Annotated in this window: 15 protein-coding genes; 6 read left to right on the plus strand and 9 right to left on the minus strand. The window is 73.9% G+C overall.

Annotated features, from left to right (window positions below; genetic code table 11):
- Positions 1-81 precede the first annotated feature (81 nt).
- Positions 82-1,053, minus strand: coding sequence for an FHA domain-containing protein (locus tag FHX36_RS21300; RefSeq protein WP_110551823.1), 972 nt, complete (start codon positions 1,051-1,053; stop codon positions 82-84).
- Between the two features lie 204 nt (positions 1,054-1,257).
- A complete protein-coding gene (gene glgP / locus FHX36_RS21305; RefSeq protein ID WP_110551822.1) occupies positions 1,258-3,807 on the minus strand; it encodes an alpha-glucan family phosphorylase in 2,550 nt (849 codons plus the stop codon).
- A gap of 161 nt (positions 3,808-3,968) precedes the next feature.
- Here glgP and FHX36_RS21310 point away from each other — a divergent pair, with 161 nt between their 5' ends.
- The 5 genes from FHX36_RS21310 (at position 3,969) to FHX36_RS21330 (ending at position 14,240) form a co-directional block, all read left to right on the plus strand.
- Positions 3,969-5,987 (plus strand): alpha-1,4-glucan--maltose-1-phosphate maltosyltransferase, encoded by a 2,019-nt coding sequence (locus tag FHX36_RS21310; protein ID WP_110551821.1) that lies wholly within the window; start codon positions 3,969-3,971, stop codon positions 5,985-5,987.
- Positions 5,988-6,091: 104 nt separating this feature from the next.
- Positions 6,092-7,966 (plus strand): maltose alpha-D-glucosyltransferase, encoded by a 1,875-nt coding sequence (gene treS, locus FHX36_RS21315; RefSeq protein ID WP_110551820.1) that lies wholly within the window; start codon positions 6,092-6,094, stop codon positions 7,964-7,966.
- A complete protein-coding gene (locus FHX36_RS21320) occupies positions 7,966-9,336 on the plus strand; it encodes a maltokinase N-terminal cap-like domain-containing protein (RefSeq protein ID WP_110551819.1) in 1,371 nt (456 codons plus the stop codon). The genes treS and FHX36_RS21320 overlap by 1 nt, the downstream gene beginning before the upstream one ends.
- Positions 9,337-9,409: 73 nt before the next feature.
- Entirely contained in the window at positions 9,410-12,649 is a 3,240-nt protein-coding gene (gene glgB / locus FHX36_RS21325) for a 1,4-alpha-glucan branching protein GlgB (RefSeq protein ID WP_183514342.1), read from the plus strand.
- A 157-nt stretch (positions 12,650-12,806) separates the two neighbouring features.
- Complete coding sequence (locus FHX36_RS21330) at positions 12,807-14,240, plus strand: neutral zinc metallopeptidase (RefSeq protein WP_110553930.1); 1,434 nt, start codon at positions 12,807-12,809, stop codon at positions 14,238-14,240.
- Positions 14,241-14,292: 52 nt separating this feature from the next.
- On the opposite strand, the gene FHX36_RS21335 is transcribed toward FHX36_RS21330, so the two are convergent.
- The 4 genes from FHX36_RS21335 to FHX36_RS21350 are packed head-to-tail and all read right to left on the minus strand — an operon-like array spanning position 14,293 to position 17,961.
- Positions 14,293-15,267, minus strand: a complete 975-nt coding sequence (locus FHX36_RS21335; RefSeq protein WP_183514344.1) for a tetratricopeptide repeat protein — start codon at positions 15,265-15,267, stop codon at positions 14,293-14,295.
- Between the two features lie 55 nt (positions 15,268-15,322).
- Positions 15,323-15,691, minus strand: coding sequence for a VOC family protein (locus FHX36_RS21340; RefSeq protein ID WP_110554246.1), 369 nt, complete (start codon positions 15,689-15,691; stop codon positions 15,323-15,325).
- 26 nt (positions 15,692-15,717) lie between these two features.
- Positions 15,718-17,403 (minus strand): coenzyme B12-dependent isobutyryl-CoA mutase large subunit, encoded by a 1,686-nt coding sequence (icmA, locus tag FHX36_RS21345; protein WP_110554245.1) that lies wholly within the window; start codon positions 17,401-17,403, stop codon positions 15,718-15,720.
- Between the two features lie 48 nt (positions 17,404-17,451).
- A complete protein-coding gene (locus FHX36_RS21350) occupies positions 17,452-17,961 on the minus strand; it encodes a MarR family winged helix-turn-helix transcriptional regulator (RefSeq protein WP_110554244.1) in 510 nt (169 codons plus the stop codon).
- Between the two features lie 193 nt (positions 17,962-18,154).
- Between FHX36_RS21350 and FHX36_RS21355 the strand changes: the two genes are divergently transcribed.
- Positions 18,155-19,030 (plus strand): hypothetical protein, encoded by an 876-nt coding sequence (locus FHX36_RS21355; protein WP_181428842.1) that lies wholly within the window; start codon positions 18,155-18,157, stop codon positions 19,028-19,030.
- Between the two features lie 83 nt (positions 19,031-19,113).
- On the opposite strand, the gene FHX36_RS21360 is transcribed toward FHX36_RS21355, so the two are convergent.
- Genes FHX36_RS21360 through FHX36_RS21370 form a run of 3 tightly spaced genes read right to left on the minus strand, consistent with a single transcriptional unit; the run spans position 19,114 to position 22,862 of the window.
- The gene (locus tag FHX36_RS21360) at positions 19,114-20,586 is read right to left on the minus strand and encodes a phytoene desaturase family protein (RefSeq protein ID WP_110553023.1); all 1,473 of its coding nucleotides are present in this window, start codon (positions 20,584-20,586) and stop codon (positions 19,114-19,116) included.
- Positions 20,587-20,610: 24 nt separating this feature from the next.
- Complete coding sequence (meaB, locus tag FHX36_RS21365; protein WP_110553022.1) at positions 20,611-21,636, minus strand: methylmalonyl Co-A mutase-associated GTPase MeaB; 1,026 nt, start codon at positions 21,634-21,636, stop codon at positions 20,611-20,613.
- Positions 21,633-22,862: an acetyl-CoA C-acetyltransferase gene (locus FHX36_RS21370; RefSeq protein WP_110553021.1), complete on the minus strand. Its 1,230-nt coding sequence runs from the start codon at positions 22,860-22,862 to the stop codon at positions 21,633-21,635. The genes meaB and FHX36_RS21370 overlap by 4 nt, the downstream gene beginning before the upstream one ends.
- Positions 22,863-22,981: the final 119 nt, after the last annotated feature.

Raw genomic sequence — 22,981 nt, forward strand, 5'->3', positions numbered from 1 at the left:
TCAGGTGACGTGCTGGAACGGCCCCCTCTCAGGGACCCACCCCGAGCTCGCGAGGGGTGGGGGGAGAGGGGGTCCTTCTCGTTACTCGGGCGTCTGCTCGAAGGTGATGACGGTCCAGCCCAGCAGCAGGCGGTCGCCGTCGGCGAGCGGGTGCGGGACACCCGGCTCGAGCTGGGTCCACTCGGTGGCCTCCGGGCCGGCGACGTGGGTGCCGTTGAGCGAGCCGAGGTCGGTCAGCGAGACCTCCCGGCCGGCGCGCTGGATCGCGGCGTGGGCCGACGACAGCACGTTCTGGGTGTCGGCGATCGGGACCGGGCGCGCGTTGCCGCTGGTCACCAGGTCGTGGCCGTCGGGACGGCGGCCGAGCACCAGGTCCTCGTCGACGGTGACGACCATGCCGTCGTCGAAGCGCAGCACCGGCGCGGCCGGCGGCTCGGGCCGCCAGAACGCGGTCTGCTCGCCACCCTGGCCGACCGGCTGGTCGGAGATCCGCCCGGAGTTGCCGAAGCCCGCGTCGGAACCGGCGGTGAAGGACTCACCGCTGGGCAGCGAGGTGGCCGGCGGGACGGCGACGGACGGGGAGGCGGCCGCGGCAGCCAGCTGGAGCAGCGCGCCCGAGCCGGGCACGGTGCCCTCGACGAGGTCGAGGGCGACGCCCGGCGGCATCGCGGCAGCGGGCTGGCCGGGGCCGACGTAGAGGGTCTGGCCGAGGGAGAAGCCGGAGGCGAGCGTGCAGCCGTCGACCGCCGAGCCGGACACCGGGACGCCGTCGACGGCGGGCTGGCCCTTGCCGGACCACAGCGCGACACCGGCTCCGGTGCCCCCCGCGGTGTCGGCGAGCACCAGCGCGAAGGACGCCGGGCCGTCGGCGAGCCGGGTCACCGAGCCGGCGACAGCGGCCAGCACGCGGTCGGCGCCGGGGCCGGTGACGCCCAGGCAGGCGTGCAGGGCCGCCACCAGCGCCGGCGACCCGGGGGCGTCGACCCACAGCAGGCCGCCGCCACGTCGGGCGACGACAGAGTCTCCGGGGAGCACCTCACAGCGGTCGGGCATGACGGCCAGCCTAATGACGTGCAGGCACATCCGGTGCCCTGCGGACGGCGTGGCACGCCACGACATCAGCCTGTTGCGCACGACCTGTACCAGCCGTCACACCCGACGCAGCCGTTCCGCGACCGACGGGCGTCGTCCGTGCGCGGAGCGTCACCGGCCGGCACACTCGCCTCATCCGTCCCAGAGGGCTGGACGGCTCCTCCATCAGGCGTTGACGACGACCCCCAGCTCGGCCGGCACTGCCGCGTTCGCCGAGTGCGGCAGCACCCGGACGGTGTAGCCGAAGGCCCCGGTGCGGGTCAGCGGCACGGTGGCGGTGAACCAGTGGCGGGAGCCCTCGGTGCCGTCGTGCTGCATCGGCACGGTGGTCACCTGGTGCAGCCCGTCGGCGTCGTCCACCCGGCCGAAGGCGGCCTCGACGAGGACGTCGGCCGGCGACAGCCCGGGCAGTTCCACCTCCGCCCGCAGGTCGATGCCGCCACCGATCTCCGGGGTCTCGCCCACCCCGGTCGCCTCGACGTGCGCCACCCGCACCCCGTGCCAGTGGTCGAGCAGGTGCGCGCGCCAGGTCGCCTCGTGGCACGCCGCCTCGTACCCGCCGGCGGCCATGGTGCGGGCCGAGCCGGCCGCGGGGACGTAGAGCTGCTCCACGTAGTCGCGCACCATCCGGGTGGCGAGCACCTTGGGGCCGGTCTCGCGCAGGGTGTCCCGGACCATCTCCACCCAGCGGGTGGGTATGCCGTCGTGGTCGACCTCGTAGAAGCGCGGCAGCACCTGGCGGTCCAGCAGCTCGTAGATCGCCTGGGCCTCGACCTCGTCCCGCCGGTCGGGGTCGGCCACGCCGTCGGCGGTCGGGATCGCCCAGCCGTTCTGGCCGTCGAACCACTCGTCCCACCAGCCGTCGCGGATGGAGAGGTTCAGCCCGCCGTTGAGCGCGGACTTCATCCCCGACGTGCCGCACGCCTCCAGCGGCCGCAGCGGGTTGTTCAGCCACACGTCGCAGCCCCAGTACAGGTAGCGCGCCATGCCGATGTCGTAGTTGGGCAGGAACGCGATGCGGTGCCGGATCGCCGGGTCGTCGGCAAACTTCACCATCTGCTGGATCAGCTGCTTGCCGCCGTCGTCGGCCGGGTGGCTCTTGCCGGCGATGACCAGCTGGATCGGCCGCTCGTCGTCCAGCAGCAGCGCCCTGAGCCGGTCGGGGTCGCGGAGCATCAGCGTCAGCCGCTTGTAGGACGGCACCCGCCGGGCGAACCCGATGGTGAGGACGTCGGGGTCGAACGCGCTCTCGGTCCAGCCCAGCTCGGCCTCGGCCGCGCCGCGGGACAGCGCCGTGGCCCGCACCCGGCGCCGGACCTCCTCGACCAGCCGGCCGCGCAGCAGCCGGCGGGTGCGCCACAGCTCGCCGGCGTCGATCCGGTCGACGCCGTCGAAGTGGACGTCGCCCTGCACGGTGGCCGGGTCGCCCTGGCTGGTGGTCTGGGTGCCCAGCTCGACCAGCTCGCGCGCCGTCCAGGTCGGGGCGTGCACACCGTTGGTGATCGAGCCGATCGGGACGTCGTCGGGGTCGAAGCCCGGCCACAGGGCGCCGAACATGTCGCGGCTGACGTGGCCGTGCAGCTGGCTCACGCCGTTGGCCCGCTGCCCCAGCCGCAGGCCCATGTGCGCCATGTTGAACTTGCTCGGGTCCTCCTCGGCGCCCAGCGGCAGCAGCTGGTCGACCGGGACGCCGAACCCGGCGAAGTAGCGCTCGATGAGGGCCCGGGGGAACCGGTCGATGCCGGCCGGCACCGGCGTGTGGGTGGTGAACACCGTGCCACCGCGCACCGCCTGCAGCGCCTCGGCGAAGGACAGCCCGTGCGACTCGGTGAGCTCGCGGATCCGCTCCACGCCCTGGAACCCGGCGTGCCCCTCGTTGGCGTGGAAGACCTCCGGCTGCGGGGTGCCGGTGAGCGAGCAGTACGCCCGCAGCGCCCGCACGCCGCCGATGCCCAGCAGCATCTCCTGGCGGAGCCGGTGGTCCTCGCCGCCGCCGTAGAGCCGGTCGGTGACCAGCCGCTCGGCGGGGGCGTTCTCCTCGATGTCGCTGTCGAGCAGCAGCAGCTGCACCCGGCCGACCTGGGCGCGGTAGACGTGCGCGGAGAGGGTGCGGCCCTCGGGCAGCGGGACGGTGATCACCACGGCGTTGCGGTCGGCGTCGCGCAGCAGCTTCAGCGGCAGGCCGTGCGGGTCGAGCGCCGGGTAGTGCTCGAGCTGCCAGCCGTCGGGCGACAGGCTCTGGGAGAAGTAGCCCGCGCGGTAGAGCAGCCCGACCCCCACCAGCGGGACGCCGAGGTCGGAGGCGGCCTTGAGGTGGTCGCCGGCCAGGATGCCCAGCCCGCCCGAGTACTGCGGGAGCACCTCGGTGATGCCGAACTCGGCGGAGAAGTAGGCGATCGTGGCCGGCGCCTCCTCCCCCAGCGACTGGTACCAGTGCGGGGCGTCGAGGTAGGTGTTCAGGTCGTCGGCGACCGCCTGGAGCCGCTGCAGGAAGGCCGGGTCGTCGGCCAGCATGGCCAGCCGCTCGGCGGACACCTCCCCCAGCACCGTCACCGGGTCGCCGCCGCAGCTGTCCCACAGCTCGGGGTCCAGCGCCTCGAAGAGGTCACGGGTCTCCGGGTGCCACGACCAGCGCAGGTTGGTGACCAGCTGCGACAGCGGCCGCAGGGCCTCGGGGAGGGACGCTCGGACGGTGAGTCTGCGGAGGGCTCGCACCTCCCGGACCCTATCCGTGACCGCGCTCACGTCCAGGGCCGGCGGAGGGCTCCTGTGGACCCACGCCGGGTCCCTCCCGCCCCAGCCGCCACTCCCCCTCCCGGTTGAGCGCTTCCCCCGCCGACGTGTGCGCAGCTGGCGATCTGGATAGCGTTGCCGCGATGACTGGCCGCCCTGACCTCCGCCTCGGCATCTCCGATGTCGCCCCCGTCGTGTCGTGCGGGTCGTTCTCGACCCGCGCCGTGGTCGGCGAGCACCTGCCGATCACCGCCACCGTCTTCCGCGAGGGCCACGACGCCGTCAACGCCGACGTCGTGCTCACCCCGCCCGCCGGGCCCGGTGGCGAGGCCGCCACCCCGCAGCTGGTGCGGATGGCCAAGTTCGGGCCGGAGCCCGACCGCTGGGCCGCGACCGTGGTCCCCGACCGCGAGGGCCTGTGGACCTACCGCGTCGAGGCCTGGGACGACCCGCTGGGCACCTGGCACCACGACGTGGAGGTCAAGGTGGAGGCCGGCCAGGGCCCCGAGGAGCTGGCCAACGACCTGGAGTCCGGCGCCCGGCTGCTGGAGGAGGTCGCCGGCTCCGCGCCCGAGGAGCACCGCGAGGCGCTCACCGCCGCGGCCGCCGCGCTGCGCGACACCGACCGCGAGCTCACCGCCCGGATCGCCCCGGCGCTGTCCCCCGCGCTGCAGCAGGTGCTCACCGCGCACCCGGTGCGCCGCCTGGTCACCGGCTCGCCGGAGGTGGAGCTGTGGGTCGACCGGCCGCGCGCGCTGTACGGCTCCTGGTACGAGTTCTTCCCCCGCTCGGAGGGGCCGGTCGTCGGTGGCACGCCCACCCACGGCACCTTCGCGCAGGCCGCCGAGCGGCTCCCCGCGATCGCCGGGATGGGCTTCGACGTCGTCTACCTGCCGCCGATCCACCCGATCGGCCACACCAACCGCAAGGGCAAGAACAACACCCTGGTGGCCCACCCCGACGACGTCGGCTCACCGTGGGCGATCGGCAGCGAGGAGGGCGGGCACGACGCCGTCCACCCGCAGCTGGGCACGCTGGAGGACTTCCGCGCCTTCGTCGACCGCACCCGCGAGCTCGGCATGGAGGTCGCCCTCGACCTCGCGCTGCAGGCGACCCCGGACCACCCGTGGGTCCGCGAGCACCCGGAGTGGTTCACCACCAAGCCCGACGGCACGATCGCCTACGCGGAGAACCCGCCGAAGAAGTACCAGGACATCTACCCGATCAACTTCGACAACGACCCCGAGGGCCTCTACGCCGAGGTGCTGCGGGTCGTGCGGCACTGGACCGCCGCCGGGGTGCGCATCTTCCGGGTCGACAACCCGCACACCAAGCCGCTGAACTTCTGGCACTGGCTGATCTGGGAGGTCAAGAAGACCGAGCCGGACGTGCTCTTCCTGGCCGAGGCGTTCACCCGGCCGGCGATGATGCACCAGCTCGCCCGGGTCGGCTTCACCCAGAGCTACACCTACTTCACCTGGCGCACGGAGAAGTGGGAGCTGGAGGAGTACGGCCGCGAGCTGGTCGCCGCCTCGCACTACATGCGGCCCAACTTCTTCGTGAACACCCCGGACATCCTGCACGAGTCGCTGCAGGTCGGCGGCCCGCCGATGTTCAAGATCCGCGCGGTGCTCGCCTCGATGATGAGCCCCACCTGGGGCGTCTACTCCGGCTACGAGCTTTTCGAGCACGTGGGCCTGCGGCCGGGCAGCGAGGAGTACCTGGACACCGAGAAGTTCCAGCTGCGGCCGCGCGACTGGGCTGCCGCCGATGCCTCGGGCCGCACGCTGGCGCCGTACCTGCGCCGGCTCAACGAGGTCCGCCGGGCGCACCCGGCGCTGCAGCAGCTGCGCACGCTGCGGTTCCACGCGGTCGACAACCCCAACCTGCTCGTCTTCTCCAAGACCGACCCGGCCTCGGACGACGCCGTGCTCGTGGTGGTCTCGCTGAACAGCAGCTACACCCAGATCGGGACGACGGCGCTGGACATGCCGGCCCTCGGGCTGGACTGGTCGGACCGGTTCGCCGTCACCGACGAGATCACCGGCGCCCGCTACGACTGGGGCCAGCAGAACTACGTCGAGCTGGACCCCTACCGGGAGCCGGCCCACGTGTTCACCGTGCACCGCAGCCGGCACACCCCGATCCCGCCGGCCGCGTAGACGAAGGGCCTGCCTGCCCCCCACCACTCGCACGCTCGCGGCGGGGCCCTGCAGGCAGGCCGCGGGACACACCACCCAAGCCCAGTGAGCGAGGACCCTTCCCCATGACCCTCCCCGTCCCCGCCCAGTCGACCGCCGGCGCGGGCGAGCAGTCGACGCTGCCCCCTCCGGGCAGCGACCCCGAGTGGTTCAAGCGCGCCGTCTTCTACGAGGTGCTCGTCCGCGGCTTCGCCGACAGCAACGCCGACGGCATCGGCGACCTGCGCGGCATGATCGGGAAGCTCGACTACCTGCAGTGGCTGGGCGTCGACTGCCTCTGGCTGCCGCCGTTCTTCGCCTCGCCGCTGCGCGACGGCGGCTACGACGTCAGCGACTACACCGCGGTGCTGCCGGAGTTCGGCGACATCGAGGACTTCAAGGAGCTGATCGCCGAGAGCCACGCGCGGGGCATGCGGATGATCATCGACTTCGTCATGAACCACACCTCGGACCAGCACCCCTGGTTCCAGGCCAGCCGCAGCGACCCCGACGGCCCCTACGGCGACTTCTACGTGTGGGCCGACGACGACACCGGCTACGCCGACGCGCGGATCATCTTCGTCGACACCGAGAGCTCGAACTGGACCTTCGACCCGGTGCGCAAGCAGTACTTCTGGCACCGGTTCTTCAGCCACCAGCCCGACCTGAACTTCGAGAACCCGAAGGTGCAGGAGGCGATCATCGACGCCCTGCGCTTCTGGCTGGACCTCGGCATCGACGGCTTCCGGCTCGACGCCGTCCCGTACCTGTTCGAGGAGGAGGGGACCAACTGCGAGAACCTCCCCCGCACCCACGAGTTCCTCAAGAAGGTCCGCAAGGTCGTCGACGCCGAGTACCCGGACCGGGTGCTGCTGTGCGAGGCGAACCAGTGGCCGGCCGACGTCGTCGAGTACTTCGGCGAGGACGGCGACGAGTGCCAGATGGCCTTCCACTTCCCCGTGATGCCGCGCCTGTTCATGGCCGTGCGGCGGGAGCAGCGCTTCCCGATCTCGGAGATCATGGCCCAGACGCCGGCCATCCCGGAGAACTGCCAGTGGGGCGTCTTCCTCCGCAACCACGACGAGCTGACCCTGGAGATGGTCACCGACGAGGAGCGGGACTACATGTGGGGGGAGTACGCCAAGGACCCCCGGATGAAGGCCAACATCGGCATCCGCCGGCGGCTGGCCCCGCTGCTGGACAACGACATCGACACCCTCGAGCTGTTCACCGCGCTGCTGCTGTCGCTGCCGGGCTCGCCGGTCATGTACTACGGCGACGAGATCGGCATGGGCGACAACATCTGGCTCGGTGACCGGGACGGCGTCCGCACCCCGATGCAGTGGACGCCGGACCGCAACGGCGGGTTCTCCACGGCCGACCCGCAGCGCATGCACCTGCCGCTGATCGCCGACCCGGTCTACGGGTTCCAGGTGACCAACGTCGAGGCGCAGCTGCGCAACTCCAACTCGATGCTGCACTGGATCCGCACGATGATCGCGGTCCGCAAGCAGCACCCGACCTTCGGTGTCGGCAGCTTCACCGAGATCGGGTCGCGGAACCCGACGGTGCTGTCGTTCGTGCGCGAGTTCGGCGACGACGTCGTGCTCTGCGTGAACAACCTGTCCCGGTTCCCGCAGCCGGTGGAGCTGGACCTGCGCCGCTTCGAGGGCTACACGCCGGTCGAGCTGACCGGCCGGGTGCAGTTCCCGCAGATCGGCGTCCTCCCCTACATGCTCACCCTCGGCGGGCACGGCTTCTACTGGTTCGAGCTCTCCAAGCCGGCCGCCCCGGCGGCCGACGAGGACGAGGGCTGGGAGACGACGGTCAGCAGCAGCGTGGCGCAGTCCCTGCTCGACGCCGGCGTGGTCGGGGCGACCGACGCCCCCGCCGGCAGCGGAGGCCTCGGCGCCGAGGCCCCGACGACCGGCACCCCGACCCAGACCCACGGAGAAGCCTGATGACTGCCTTGACCGACATGCTCGCCGACTGGATGCCCGGTCAGCGGTGGTTCGGCGGGAAGGGCCGCGAGTGGGCCGGGGTGGCCGAGGAGGGCTTCTTCCTGGACCAGTCCGACCCCGCGCTGTCGGTGCACCGGGTCCGGGTCAGCTACGCCGACGGCGCGACCGAGACCTACCTGGTGCCGCTGTCCTGGCGGAACGCCCCGGCCGAGGAGCTCTCCTCGGCGTTCGTCGGCGCGGTGCCCGGCACCCACGGTGAGAACTACGCCTACGACGCGATGCGCGACCGGGACGCGACCGTCCCGTGGCTCACCCACCTGGTCGCCGCCTCCACCGTCGGCCCGATGCACTTCCACCCGGCCGGGGTCGCCTACATCCCCGAGGGGCTGCCCGGCGACGTCATCTCGACCGAGCAGAGCAACACCTCGCTGGTCTACGGCGAGACCGCGATCATGAAGCTCTTCCGCCGGCTCGAGCCCGGGCTGAACCCGGACGTCGAGATCCACGACGCGCTGCGGCGCACCGAGAACAAGCACATCGCGCCGCTGCTCGGGCACATCGAGATCGACGACCCGGCCGGCGGCGAGCCGGCCACCGTCGCGATGCTGCAGACCTTCGTGCCCAACGCCAGCGACGGCTGGCGGCTGGCCACCTCCAGCGTGCGCGACCTCTACGCCGAGGCCGACCTGCACGCCGACGAGGTGGGCGGCGACTTCGCCGGGGAGAGCGAGCGGCTGGGCGAGGCCACCGCCTCGGTGCACGCCGACCTCGCCCAGGTGCTGCCCACCGAGACCGCCGACCGCGACTGGTACGCCGCGCTGGCCGGGCAGATGACCGAGCGGCTGGAGGCGGCGCTCGCCGTCGTCCCCGACCTGGCCGAGCACGCCGACGCCCTGCGGGCGCTCTACGCCGCGGTGGCCGGCACCGACGAGCCGGTGGTCCGCCAGCGGGTGCACGGCGACCTGCACCTGGGCCAGGTGCTGCGCACCACGACCGGCTGGATCGTGCTGGACTTCGAGGGTGAGCCGGCCCGGCCGCTGGCCGCGCGCCGCGAGCTGGACACCCCGCTGCGCGACGTCGCCGGGATGCTGCGGTCCTTCGACTACGCCGCCCGGCACATGCTCGTCGAGCAGCCCGGCGACCCGCAGCGCGCCTACCGCGCGCAGGAGTGGGCCGAGCGCAACCGGACGGCGTTCTGCGAGGGCTACTCGGCCGCCGCCGGAGGCGTCACACTGTCGAGCGAATCCGCGCTGCTGCGGGCCTTCGAGGCCGACAAGGCGGTGTACGAGTGCGTCTACGAGGCGCGCAATCGCCCGCACTGGCTGATGATCCCGCTGAGCTCGTTGTCCCGGTTGACCTCCGGCGACTGAAGAAGGACCCGGTGCCCCCACCCCGCACCGCGGCCCGACCGACCCGGACGACCGAAGTACCTGGAGGGACCCCATGACGATCGACGACACCCAGCCGCCGGGCACCGACACCCCCGAGCAGCCGGCCGACAAGGCCGAGCTCACCCGCCGCGTCGAGGAGAAGACCGCCGCGGTGCAGGCCGCGGCCGACGGCGACGCGGCGCCCCCCATGAAGGCGACCCGCAAGGCAGCTGCCAGGAAGGCCCCGGCGAAGAAGGCCGCCGCAGCACCGGGCGAGGCGGCGACCACGGCCGACGCCCCCGCGCCGGCCAAGCGCACCCGCAAGGCCGCGGCTGCGAAGGCCGCCCCGCCGCAGGGCGACGCGGTCGTCGAGGCGGCCACCGAGGCGCCGGCCAAGCGCACCCGCAAGGCCGCCGCGAAGAAGGCAGCCCCGGCCGCCACCGACGCGACGGCAGAGGCACCGGCTCCCCCCGCCAAGCGCACCCGCAAGGCGGCCAAGAAGGTGACCGCCACCCCGGTGGTGGCGCCCGCGCCGATCGCCGAGCCCGGCAACCCGTCGGCCCCCTCGGCGCCGCAGCCCGAGCCGCCGAGCCCCGACCCGGCCGAGCCGAACACCCCGCAGGTCCCGGCCGACGGCCAGCACGCCGGCACCGGCGGCAGCTCCCCCGCCGAGACCGCCTCCAACCCCGGTGACGAGCTGGCGCCCGACACGGTGCCGGTCGACGTGCCGTCGGAGGACGCCGCCCCGGCCGCGGACACCGCTCCGGCTGAGGACACCAGCCCGGCCGCGGACACCGCCCCCGGCGAGGTCTCCGGCGAGGTCTCCGGCGCGGCCACCGGTGCCGCGGTCACCACCGCCGACCTGGTCACCAGCGAGGTCACCGACCTGCCGCCGGCACCGGAGCAGGCTCCCGAGCCGGCCGCGACCGAACTCGTCGAGGCGCTCCCCGAGGGCGAGACCCCGGTGAGCACCTCGGTGCCGGCCGAGGCCACCCCGGCCGGCCAGGAGGTCGACCACGAGGCGCTGGCCGCCGTCGTCGACGGGTGGTCCTTCGACCCGCACGGCGTGCTCGGCGCCCACCGGCTGCCCGAGGGCTGGGCCGTGCGCACGCTGCGGCCCGACGCCGTCGCGGTCGCCGTCGTCGACCAGGACGGCACCCGCTACGAGGCCCGGCAGGTGTTCCGCGGCGGGGTGTACGAGGCCCGGCTCCCGCAGCAGCCCGGCGACTACCGGATCGAGGTCGTCTACCCCGACGGTGCCGGCGGCACCGACACCTACCTGGTCGACGACCCCTACCGCTGGCTGCCCACCCTCGGCCAGCTCGACCAGCACCTCCTCCGCGAGGGCCGGCACGAGAAGCTCTGGACCGTGCTGGGCGCGCACGTGCGCGGCTACGACACCCCGGGCGGCCGCGTGGACGGCGTCTCCTTCGCCGTCTGGGCGCCCAACGCGCGCGGCGTGAAGGTCACCGGCGACTTCGACTACTGGGAGGCCCGCGCCTACCCGATGCGGTCGCTGGGCTCCTCCGGCGTCTGGGAGATCTTCGTGCCCGGCGCCCAGGTGGGCACCCGGTACCGCTTCCACGTGCTCGGCGCCGACGGTCAGTGGCGGGTGAAGAGCGACCCGCTGGCGTTCGCCACCGAGGTGCCGCCGTCCAACGCGTCGGTGGTCACCGCCTCCACCCACGAGTGGGGCGACGACGAGTGGCTCGCCGGCCGCGCCCAGGGCAGCTGGCACGAGCGCCCGATGAGCGTCTACGAGGTGCACGCCGGCTCGTGGCGGCAGGGTCTGTCCTACCGCGAGATGGCTGACGAGCTCGTCGCCTACGTCAAGGACGCCGGGTTCACCCACCTGGAGTTCATGCCGCTGGCCGAGCACCCGTTCGGCGGCTCGTGGGGCTACCAGGTGACCTCCTACTACGCCCCGACCTCGCGCTTCGGCTCGCCCGACGACCTGCGCTACCTCATCGACACCGCCCACCAGGCCGGCATCGGCGTCATCGTCGACTGGGTGCCGGCGCACTTCCCCAAGGACGAGTGGGCGCTGGCCCGCTTCGACGGCACCCCGCTGTACGAGCACCCGGACCCGCGCCGCGGCGAGCAGCCCGACTGGGGCACCTACGTGTTCGACTTCGGCCGCCCCGAGGTGCGCAACTTCCTGGTCGCGAACGCGCTGTTCTGGGCCCAGGAGTTCCACGTCGACGGCATCCGGGTCGACGCGGTCGCCTCGATGCTCTACCTGGACTACTCCCGCAACGACGGGGAGTGGACGCCGAACCAGTACGGCGGCCGGGAGAACCTGGAGGCCGTCGCGTTCCTGCAGGAGATGAACGCCACGCTCTACCGCGAGGTGCCCGGCGTGGTCTCCATCGCCGAGGAGTCGACCGCCTGGCCGGGCGTCACCCGGCCCACGTACCTGGGCGGGCTGGGCTTCGGCTTCAAGTGGAACATGGGCTGGATGCACGACTCGCTGGGCTACATGGCCAAGCAGCCGGTGTACCGCAGCTTCCACCACAGCCAGCTCACGTTCTCCCTGGTCTACGCCTTCTCCGAGAACTACGTGCTGCCGATCAGCCACGACGAGGTCGTCTACGGCAAGGGCTCGCTGATCCGGAAGATGCCCGGTGACCGCTGGCAGCAGCTGGCGAACCTGCGCGCCTACCTGGCCTACATGTGGGCGCACCCGGGCAAGCAGCTGCTGTTCATGGGCTCGGAGTTCGGCCAGCTGTCGGAGTGGGCGGAGAGCCGCTCGCTGGACTGGTGGCACCTCGACGACCCGGCGCACCGCGGGGTCCTGGACCTGGTCCGCGACCTGAACACGGTCTACAAGGACACCGAGGCGCTGTGGAGCCAGGACGTCGACCCGGCCGGCTTCCAGTGGATCGACGCCAACGACGCCGGCGGGAACACGCTGACCTTCCTGCGCTACGGCAAGGGCGGTCAGGTGCTGGCGTGCGTCGCCAACTTCTCCGGGCAGCCGCACGTCGACTACCGGATCGGGCTGCCCCGCGGCGGCCGGTGGCGTGAGCTGGTCAACACCGACTTCCAGGGCTACGGCGGCTCGGGGGTGGGCAACCTGGGCGGCGTCGACGCCGTCGCGGAGAGCTGGCACGGCCAGCCGTGGTCGGCGACGCTGACCGCGCCGCCGCTGGCGACCGTGTGGTTCGTGCACGAGGGCCCCGAGCCCGAGCTGCCCGACGACGGGGAGCCCAGCGACCCCGCGCACACCGCGGCGGCCGAGGCCTCCGGGCTCGCCGAGGGCCCGGGCTCCGGGCTCCAGCCCGCCGAGGTCGACACCTCCACCGAGCACTGACCGCCGAACGGGGCGGGGCCCACCGGCCCCGCCCCGTTCGCCGTCCTCCCCGGCCGGGGCTCCGCTGCCCCGGGCCGGACCCGTCGCCGGTCCGCCCCGGGTCCGGCAGGATGGAGACCCTGCCGCCGGGAACGGCGGCCCGACCGATCGGGAGCCCATGTCCGCCTCGCCCCGCCGGGCCCTGCTGCGTGCCGCCGTGGGCGTCGTCGTCGGCTCCACCCTGCTCACCGGGTGCGCGGTCACGCTCATCGACGGCGACGGGAGCCCGGCGTCCGGCATCGCCGGCGACGTCACGCCCGAGGAGTTCCCGATCGCCGGTGCGTCCGACGGCGACGTCGACCGGATCGCCCGCAACGCCCTCGCCGACCTGAACACCTACTGGGACGAGCAGTTCCCGCCGACGTTCGACCAGGACTTCACCCCGCTGGCCGGCGGCTACTACTCCGTCGACCCGGCCGACGTCGACCCCGCGCAGTACCCCAACGGGCAGATCGGCTGCGGCGAGCCACCGGAGTCGGTGGAGGACAACGCCTTCTACTGCAGCGCCAGCGGCGACTACCCCAACGGCGACGCCATCCAGTACGACCGGGCCTTCCTCGACGAGCTGGCCTTCGGCGACGGGAGCAGCGAGGGCTACGGCCGGTTCATCCCGGCGCTGGTGATGGCCCACGAGTTCGGGCACGCCGTGCAGGGCCGGGTCGGCTACCCGTTCCAGGCGTCGATCGCCATCGAGACCCAGGCGGACTGCTTCGCCGGCACCTGGACCCGGTGGGTCGCCGACGGCAACGCCCCGCACAACACCATCCGCCCGGCCGAGCTGGACGACGTGCTGCGCGGCTACCTGCTGCTCCGCGACCCGGTCGGCACCGGGCTCAACGAGGGCGAGGCGCACGGCTCGTACTTCGACCGCGTGTCGGCCTTCCAGCAGGGCTTCGACGACGGCCCGACGGCGTGCCGCGACGAGTTCGGCCAGGACCGCCCCTACACCCAGGGCGAGTTCAGCGACGCCGACATCGCCACCGGCGGCAACGCGCCCTACGAGCAGACGGTCGACCTGTTCGCCCCGGACGGGTTCGCGGAGTTCTTCCAGGCCGCGCTCGACCAGCTCGGCGAGGAGTTCCAGGCCCCGACGCTGGAGCCGTTCGAGGGCGAGGCCCCGGAGTGCGGTGGCGAGCAGCCCGAGACCGACCTCGTGTACTGCCCCGACGACCGCACGGTCGCCTTCGACCAGACCGACCTGACCGAGCCGGTGTACGCCAGCGAGGCCGGCGGTGACTACGCGGTCATGACGGCGATCGGCATCCCCTACGGGCTGGCCGTCCGCGACCAGCTCGGGCTGTCGACCGACGACGAGGACGCCATCCGCTCCGCCGTCTGCCTGGTCGGCGCGTTCACCGCCGGGGTGCTCAACGGGCAGAGCACGGTGCTGAGCATCTCCCCCGGCGACGCCGACGAGAGCGTGTCGTTCCTGCTGGAGTACAGCGACGACCCCGAGGTCCTCGCCGACAGCGGGCTCACCGGCTTCCAGCTGGTCGACGTGTTCCGCAGCGGCGTGTTCGAAGGCCTCGCCGCCTGCGACATCGGGGCCTGATCCTCCGACGGCCGGGCCTCGCAACGGACCCGGCCGTCGGTGGACGGTCCTCTCAGAACAGGGCGGTCATCAGGGCGCGGCGGGCGGGGCCGACCCGGGGGTCGTCCTCGCCGACGACGTCGAACAGCTCCACCAGGTGCTTGCGGGCGGTGTCCCGGTCCTCGCCGGCGGTGCGGCGCACCACGTCGAGCAGGAGCGCGAAGGCACCGTCGACGTCGCCGGTGCCGAGCAGGAAGTCCGCGGCGCGGGTCTGGGCGGTGACGTCGTCCGGCGCGGCCTGCGCAGCGGCGAGGGCGTCGGGCCCGGCCTCCTCGGCGCGGCGGAACAGCTGCACCTGGCGCAGCGCCAGGCCGGCGACCGGGTGGTCGGGCTCGGCGTCCAGGATGCCGCGGTAGGCGGCCTCGGCGGCGGCCAGGTCACCGCGGTCCAGCGCGGCCTCCGCCTCGTCCAGCCGGGGGTCCTCCGCCTCGGCGGCCTCCCCGGCCTCGCCGTCGGCCCCGGGCACGGCACCGCCGGAGGTGGCGGCGACGAGCTCGGTGACGAACTGGCGGGCCTGCTCCTCGGGGATCGCGCCGGTGAACTCGGCGACCAGCTGCCCCTGCCAGACGGCCTTGACCGCGGGGATGCCCTGCACGCGCAGGCCCTGGGCCAGCGCCGGGTTGGCGTCGACGTCGACCTTGGCCAGCACCCAGGAGCCGGCGCCCTCGGTGGCCAGCCGCTCGAGCACCGGCGAGAGCTGCTTGCACGGGCCGCACCACTCGGCCCACAGGTCGAGCACGACGGGCACCTGGAAGGAGCGGTCGAGCACCTCGGACTGGAAGGTCGCCTCGGTGACGTCGACGACGGCGCTGCCCGGTGCACCAGCGGGGGCCGCGGCGCTCGGCGGCGGGGCGGCCGCGGCGCGGGCCGCCGCCTCGTTGCGCGCCTGGACCGCGGCGAGGTCGACCGCACCGGCCAGCGACGCCGCCATCCGGGCCTGCTGGGCAGCGGCGCGGGGATCGGTACGAGCGGGTCGGTTGGGCTGCATGACCTCGATCATCCCACCGCCCGTCCGGGCGCGTCGCCGGGCCGCCCGAGCGGCCTCAGGCGGGCGACCAGACCCCCAGCTCGTTGCCGCTCGGGTCGCTGAAGTGGAACCGCCGTCCACCCGGGAAGCCGTAGGGCCCCTGGACGACGCGGCCACCGGCGGACTCGACGGCCGCGAGGGTGCGGTCGAGGTCCGCGGACCAGAGCAGCACCAGCGGGCCGCCCGGGCGCACGTCGGTGCCCAGGGCCAGGCCGCCCACCTCGCCGTCGCCGGACCGGCTGCGGATCCCGGCGTAGGAGTCGCCGTACGCGGTGAACTCCCAGCCGAAGGCGTCGGCGTAGAACCGCTGGGCCTCGGCGAGGTCGAGCACGGTCAGCTCGACGTAGTCGATGGCGTGGTGCCGCTGGGCGGCGAGGTCGGTCATGCCGGGCAGGGTGCCCGACGGGTACGTCAGAACCGGGCGGGCTCGGTGTAGGTGCCCCACTCCGCGCGCAGGGCGTCGCAGATCTCGCCCAGCGTCGCCTCGGCCCGGGCGGCGTCCAGCATCGCCGGCACCATGTTCTCCCCGGTCCGGGCGACCTCGACCATCCGGGCCACCGCCGCCCGGGCCGCGTCGTCGTCCCGCGCCGCCCGCCGGGCGGACAGCTCGGCCCGCTGGTCGGCCTCGACCTGGTGGCTCACCCGGAGGATCTCCAGCTGCCCGTCGACCGAGCCGGTCAGCGTGTTGACCCCGACGACCTTCTTCTCGCCCTTCTCCACCGCCCGCTGGTAGGTGAACGCGGCCTCGGCGATCTCGCCGGTGAACCAGCCGTCCTCGATGCCGCGCAGGATGCCGCCGGTCATGGTGCCGTCGGGCCCCATCTCCCGGATCCGGGTGAAGGTCTCCTCGGCCTGGGCCTCGAGCGCGTCGGTGAGCGCCTCGACGTACCAGGAGCCCCCGAGCGGGTCTGCGACGTTGGCCACCCCGGTCTCCTCGGCGATCACCTGCTGCGTGCGCAGCGCGATCTGGGCGGCCTTGGCGCTGGGCAGGGCGAGCACCTCGTCGAGGGCGTTGGTGTGCAGCGAGTTGGTGCCACCCAGCACCGCGGCCAGCGCCTCGACCGTCGTCCGGACGATGTTGTTGTCCGGCTGCTGGGCGGTCAGCGAGACCCCGGCGGTCTGGGTGTGGAAGCGCAGCTGCTGGGCCTTCTCGGTGCGCGCGCCGTAGACGTCGCGCAGCCACCGGGCCCAGATCCGCCGGGCGGCGCGGAACTTGGCGATCTCCTCGAAGAAGTCGATGTGCGCGTCGAAGAAGAACGACAGCCCGGGGGCGAAGACGTCGACGTCCAGGCCGCGGGAGAGCCCCAGCTCGACGTAGGCGAAGCCGTCGGCCAGCGTGTAGGCGAGCTCCTGCGCGGCGGTCGAGCCGGCCTCCCGGATGTGGTAGCCGGACACCGAGATCGGCTTGTAGGCCGGGATCTCCGCGGCGCAGTACTCCATCAGGTCACCGATCAGGCGCAGGTGCGGCTCGGGGGCGAACAGCCACTCCTTCTGCGCGATGTACTCCTTGAAGATGTCGGTCTGCAGCGTGCCGTTGAGCTCCGACAGGTCCGCCCCCTGGCGCTCGGCGGCGACGAGGTACATGCAGAACACCGGGACGGCAGGCCCGCTGATGGTCATCGACGTCGTGGTGTCCTGCAGCGGGATGCCGGCGAACAGCTCGTCCATGTCGGCAGCGGAGTCGATCGCCACCCCGCAGTGCCCGACCTCGCCCAGCGCCCGCGGGTCGTCGGAGTCGCGGCCCATCAGCGTGGGCATGTCGAAGGCCACCGACAGCCCGCCGCCGCCCTCGGCCAGCAGCGAGCGGAAGCGCTCGTTGGTCTGCTGGGCGTTGCCGAAGCCGGCGAACTGCCGGATGGTCCAAGCCCGGCCGCGGTAACCGGTCGCGTGCAGCCCACGGGTGAACGGGAACTCCCCCGGCCAGCCGATCCGGTCGAAGCCGGGTACGCCCCCCTCGTCGGCCGGCCCGTAGGCGGGCTCGACCTCCAGCCCGGAGAGGGTGGTGAAGTCGGCGTCGCGCACCCGCCCGGCGGCCAGCGCCGCGTCGTAGCGCTGCTGCCACCGGCTGCGGGCGTCGGTGCCCGGGGTCTGGGTCATGCCCAGATACTAGGACGTCCAACTATCTCTGGCCACGACTCCGACGGGTCAGTCGTCGGCCACGTCACCGGCGCCCAGCCGGACCTTCTTGAGGATGTCGAACAGGGTGTCCAGCTCGCCCTCGCCGACGTCGGCCAGGCCGAAGTCCTGACCGGTGAGCGCCTCGGTGGCCAGCGGGACGACGTCCCGGCCGGCGTCGGTGATCGCCGCGAGCACGCCGCGGCCGTCGGCCGGGTTGGGCCGCCGCTCCACGTAGCCGGCGCCCACCAGCCGCTCGATGGCGTTGGTGACGCTCGTCGGGTGCACCATCAGCCGGCTGCCGATCACCTTCAGCGGCAGCTGCCCGGTGCGGGAGAACGTGAGCAGCACCAGCACCTCGTACCGGGCGAAGGTCAGCCGGTGCGGCTTGAGCGCCTCGTCGAAGCGGGCGAGCAGGATCTGCTGCACCCGGAACACGCTCGTGGCCGCCCGCATCGAGGCGGCCGGGCCGAAGCGCTGCTCCCAGGTCCGGGCGGCGCGCTCGATCGGGTCGAAGGGCAGGCCCAGCGGTCGCACCATGGCCCCAGAGGCTAGTGGCCGCCCGGTCCCGCCCCCGCCGACCGCCGCCCGGTCCCGCCCCCGCCGACCGCCGCCCGGCGAGATGCGCCCGGTCGCGGTGTCCGCCCTCGTGGTCACCGCGATCCGCCGCGTCTCGCCGCAGGCCTGTGGACGACGCCCGCGCGCACCCCGGTCGGCGCGGCACGCTGCGCCGGTGCCACCGCAGCCCACCCGACCCGCCGCCCTGCACGGGCGCCTGTTCCGCGGGTCGGCGGCGGTGCGCGACGGCCACCTGACCCAGGCCCAGCTGCGCACCCGTGCCTGGGTGCGGCTCTTCCCCGACGTCTACGCCTGCGCGTCCCTGCCGGTGACGCACGCACTGCGGGCCACGGCGGCGGCTCGCCTGCTGCTGCCCGGCTCGGTCGTCTCGGGTCGCAGCGCCGCCACCTGCTGGAGCGTCGCCGTGGCCGAGCCGGACGACGACGTCGAGCTCCTGGTGCCGACGACGTGCCGCGCCGGTGCGGCGCACGGCCTCCGGGTGCGGCGGGCTGCGCTGGACCCGGCGGAGGTGCGCAGGCTGCGGGGCACCCCGGTGACGTCACCGGTGCGCACGGCCCTCGACCTGGCGCGGACCCGCCCGCTCGTCGAGGCGGTGGTGCTCGTCGACCAGCTGACGCAGGGCGGGGTCGCCGACCTGACCGCCGTCCGCAGCGCCGCCACGCTGCTCGCGGGCCGGGACTGCCGCTGGGTCCGCCGGGTCGTCGCCCTGGCCGACGGCCTCGCCGGGTCGCCCCAGGAGACCCGCCTGCGCCTGCTGATCGGCGACTCGGACCTGCCCGCACCGGTGGCGCAGCACACCGTGCGCAGCGGAGGGCGCTTCGTCGCCCGTGTCGACCTCGCCTGGCCGGAGCACCGGCTGGGGCTGGAGTACGACGGGCTGTGGCACGCCGAGCCGGGCCGGTTCGCCGCTGACCGGCAGCGGCTGAACCGCCTGCTCGCCGCCGGCTGGCGCGTGCTCTTCGTGACCGCGGGCGACCTGCGCCGACCTGAGGCGCTGCTCGGCCGCATCGCCGCCGCCCTGGCCGGGTGACGTCGAGGTACGCCGGATCGCGGTGTCGACCTCCGCGGACACCGCGACCGGACGTGTCTCAGCGGGAGACCCCGCCGAGCGGCTCAGCTGCGGGGCGCGGGGCGCAGCGGCGGGGCCTTGCGGATGCCGAAGACGTCCCGGAGCGCGACCCGGGCGGCGTTGTCGCCGCAGTGCCCGTGCACGGCCGGCCCGGGCGGGGTGGCCGCCGAGGCGAGGTAGGTGCCGGTGATCGGCGTCCGGTAGGTGTTCCACCGCGGCACCGGCCGGGCGAGCATCTGCCGCAGCGACGCCTCCCCGTTGGAGATGTCCCCGCCGACGTCGTTGGGGTTCCAGTGCTCCATCTCCGCGGCGTGCATGGTGTGCCGCCCGACGATGGTGTCCCGGAAACCGGGGGCGAACCGCTCGACCTGCGCCTCGATCGCCTCGGTCATGTCGACCGTCGAGCCGTGCGGCACGTGCACGTACGCCCAGAAGATGTGCCCGCCCGCCGGTGCCCGGGTCGGGTCGACGACGGTCGGCTGGACGGCGAGCACGTAGGGCCTGTCGGCCAGCCGCCCGTGCGCCGGGGCCGACTCCCCCGCGATCGTCTCCTCGATCGTGCCGGCGACGTGGATCGTGCCGGCCCGGCGCACGTCGGCGTTCGCCCACGGCACCGGCTCGGAGAGCACCCAGTCGATCTTGAAGACGCCGGGGCCGTGGTGGTAGCGCCGCACCCACCGCCGGTAGCCCTCGGGCAGCTGGTTGCCGGCCATCGCGACGAAGGCCCCGGGCGAGGTGTCCAGCAGGACGGCGGGCACCCCGGCGAGCTCGCGCAGGTCGGTCACCTCGTGCCCGGTGACGACCTCCCCGCCCTGCTGCTCCAGCGCGGTGACCATCGCGTCGGCCAGCTTCTGCGAGCCGCCCTCGATCAGCGGCCAGCCCTGGTGGTGGCTCATCATGCCCAGGAACATGCCCAGCGCCGCGGTCAGGGGGCGGGTGAGGTCGAGCATCCCGTGCGCGGCGGCGCCGGCGACCAGCGCCTTGCCGGCGTCGGTCTCGAAGTAGCGGTCGGCCAGCCAGGTGATGTTGGGCAGCCCCTGCAGCCCGAAGCCGGCGATCGCCGGCGCACCGCGCACCGGCAGCCGCCGGAACGCCGAGGTGAGGAAGAAGTCGGTGATCTCGTCGGCGTGCCGCAGCAGCGGGGCGAACAGCCGCCGGTAGCCCGCGCCGTCGGCGCCCAGCCCGTCCGCGGTGCGCTCCAGCGAGGGGAACGACAGCGCCGCCCGGCCGCCGTCCAGCGGGTGGGCGAAGCTGATCTCCGGGTGCACCAGCCGGACCCCGCGCGAGGCCAGGTCGAACTCGCGGAAGAACGGCGCGGCCGCGGCCATCGGGTGCACCGTCGAGCAGATGTCGTGCCAGTGACCGGGCCGGATGTGCTCCTCGGTGCGCAGACCACCGCCCGCGCGGTCACCCCGCTCCAGCACCCGCACCGACAGGCCGGCAGCGGCCAGCCGCAGCGCGGCCGCCAGCCCGTTCGGTCCGGCTCCGACGACGACGGCGTCCGGGGTCCCGTTCACCCCGTCATCCTGCCCCGCGGAGGGTCAGAGCTGCGCGACGAGCTGGTCGGCCGCCCGGTACGGGTCGGTCTCCCCCGCGACCACCTGCTCGGCCAGCGCACCGAGGGCGGCCGAGCCGTGCACGTCGCCCAGCCGCTCGCGCAGCCCCGCGACGGCGATCGCCTCGACCTCCCGGGCCGCGCGCTCGACCCGGCGCCGGTGGCCCTCGCCCGAGGAGGCCAGCCAGTCGGCGTGCTCGGCGATCCGCGCCACCACGTCCTCGACCCCGTTGTCGGCGTCCCGGGAGGCGACGGTCTTCACGATCGGCGGGCGCCACGCGCCGGCCTCGGTGTGCCGGCCGCCGAGGGAGAGCATCGCCCGCAGGTCGCGCACGGTCTGGTCGGCGCCGTCCCGGTCGGCCTTGTTCACCACGAACACGTCGGCCACCTCGAGGATCCCGGCCTTGGCCGCCTGGATGCCGTCGCCCATCCCCGGCGCGAGCAGCACCAGCGTGGTGTCGGCCAGCGAGGCCACCTCGAGCTCGGACTGCCCGACCCCGACGGTCTCGACCAGCACGACGTCGCAGCCGGCCGCGTCCAGCACCCGCAGCGCCTGCGGGGTCGCCCAGGCCAGCCCGCCCAGGTGCCCGCGGGAGGCCATCGAGCGGATGTAGACCCCGCTGTCGCCGGCGTGGTCCTGCATCCGCACCCGGTCACCGAGCAGCGCCCCGCCGGAGAACGGCGACGACGGGTCGACCGCGAGCACGCCGACCCGCTGACCGGCCGCGCGGAAGGCCCGCACCAGCGCGGTCGTCGTCGTCGACTTGCCCACCCCGGGCGGGCCGGTCAGGCCGAGCACCCGGGCGCGGCCGGTGTGCGGCGAGAGCGCCGCGGCGACCTCGCGCAGCAGCGGGCTGGCGTCCTCGACCAGCGAGATCAGCCGGGCCACCGACCGGGCGTCGCCCTCGCGGGCCCGCTCGACCAGGGTGCTGACGTCGGCCGACCGCCGCCCCCGCCGTCCGGTGGGGACGGCGGCAGCGGCGGTCTGGACGGCGGTGCCGTCCGCGGTCACGCGCCGACGGGCTGGTCCGCGAGCGCCCGGCCGGGCACGTGCAGGATCAGCGCGTCGCCCTGGCCGCCACCGCCGCAGAGCGCGGCCGCGCCGACCCCGCCACCGCGGCGGCCGAGCTCGAGGGCGAGGTCCAGCACGATCCGGGCGCCGCTCATCCCGACCGGGTGGCCCAGCGCGATGGCGCCGCCGTTGGGGTTGACCTTCTCCGGGTCGATGCCGAGCTCGCGGGTGGAGACGATGGCGACGGCGGCGAAGGCCTCGTTGAACTCGACCAGGTCGAGGTCCTTCGGGTCGATGCCCTCCCGCGCGCAGGCCTTCTGGACGGCGCGCGACGGCTGGGTCTGCAGGGTCGCGTCCGGGCCGGCGACGACACCGTGGGCGCCGATCTCGGCCAGCACGGTCAGCCCGAGCTCCCCGGCCTTGGCCGCGGACATGACGACCACCGCACAGGCGCCGTCGGAGATCTGCGAGGCCGAGGCCGCGGTGATGGTGCCGTCGGAGGCGAAGGCCGGCTTGAGCTTGGCCAGGCCCTCCGCGGTGGTGTCCGGCCGGATGCCCTCGTCCTCGCGGAACTCGATCGGGTCGCCCTTGCGCTGCGGGATGAGCACCGGGGTGATCTCGGCGTCGAAGATCCCGTCCTTGGCCGCCCGGGCCGCCTTCTGGTGGCTCTCCGCGGCGTAGGCGTCCTGCTCCTCGCGGGTCAGCCCGTAGCGGCTGTTGGACTCCTCGGTGAGCTTGCCCATGGCGACCTGGTCGAAGGTGTCGGTGAGGCCGTCGTGGGCCATCGAGTCGACCAGCGTGGCGTCGCCGAACTTGGTGCCGGTGCGCGAGCGTGGGAGCAGGTGCGGCGCCTGGGTCATCGACTCCATGCCACCGGCGACGACGACCTCGAACTCCCCGGCCCGGATCAGCTGGTCGGCCAGCGCGATCGCGTCGAGCCCGGAGAGGCAGACCTTGTTGAGGGTGAAGGAGGGCACCGACATCGGGATGCCGCCGGCCACGGCCGCGGGTCGGGCGGGGTTCTGGCCGGCGCCGGCCTGGATGACGTGGCCCATGATCACGTAGTCGACCTGGTCGCCGGTGATGCCGGCCCGCTCGAGGGCGGCCTTGATGGCGATGCCGCCGAGGTCGGCCGCGGAGAAGTCCTTCAGCGAGCCGAGCAGGCGGCCCATCGGGGTGCGGGCACCGCCGACGATGACGGAACGGTTCTGTGCGGGCTGGCTCATCGGGGCTCCAGTGGCTCCGGTCGCCGCCGTTGGCGACCGCTTTGACAGGGCGCCGCGCAGGCCTGAGCGGCGCCGCGGGCTGCGGCCAGGATAGGGCGAACGGCCGGCGACGACCCCGG

This window comes from Modestobacter versicolor (assembly GCF_014195485.1).
GTDB lineage: Bacteria > Actinomycetota > Actinomycetes > Mycobacteriales > Geodermatophilaceae > Modestobacter > Modestobacter versicolor.

Bases quoted from the DNA above. Each gene is read 5' to 3' on its own strand.
- FHX36_RS21300 (WP_110551823.1), bottom strand. From the start codon at position 1,053: ATGCCCGACCGCTGTGAGGTGCTCCCCGGAGACTCTGTCGTCGCCCGA.
- FHX36_RS21310 (WP_110551821.1), top strand. From the start codon at position 3,969: ATGACTGGCCGCCCTGACCTCCGCCTCGGCATCTCCGATGTCGCCCCC.
- treS (WP_110551820.1), top strand. From the start codon at position 6,092: ATGACCCTCCCCGTCCCCGCCCAGTCGACCGCCGGCGCGGGCGAGCAG.
- FHX36_RS21320 (WP_110551819.1), top strand. From the start codon at position 7,966: ATGACTGCCTTGACCGACATGCTCGCCGACTGGATGCCCGGTCAGCGG.
- glgB (WP_183514342.1), top strand. From the start codon at position 9,410: ATGACGATCGACGACACCCAGCCGCCGGGCACCGACACCCCCGAGCAG.
- FHX36_RS21330 (WP_110553930.1), top strand. From the start codon at position 12,807: ATGTCCGCCTCGCCCCGCCGGGCCCTGCTGCGTGCCGCCGTGGGCGTC.
- FHX36_RS21335 (WP_183514344.1), bottom strand. From the start codon at position 15,267: ATGCAGCCCAACCGACCCGCTCGTACCGATCCCCGCGCCGCTGCCCAG.
- FHX36_RS21340 (WP_110554246.1), bottom strand. From the start codon at position 15,691: ATGACCGACCTCGCCGCCCAGCGGCACCACGCCATCGACTACGTCGAG.
- icmA (WP_110554245.1), bottom strand. From the start codon at position 17,403: ATGACCCAGACCCCGGGCACCGACGCCCGCAGCCGGTGGCAGCAGCGC.
- FHX36_RS21350 (WP_110554244.1), bottom strand. From the start codon at position 17,961: ATGGTGCGACCGCTGGGCCTGCCCTTCGACCCGATCGAGCGCGCCGCC.
- FHX36_RS21370 (WP_110553021.1), bottom strand. From the start codon at position 22,862: ATGAGCCAGCCCGCACAGAACCGTTCCGTCATCGTCGGCGGTGCCCGC.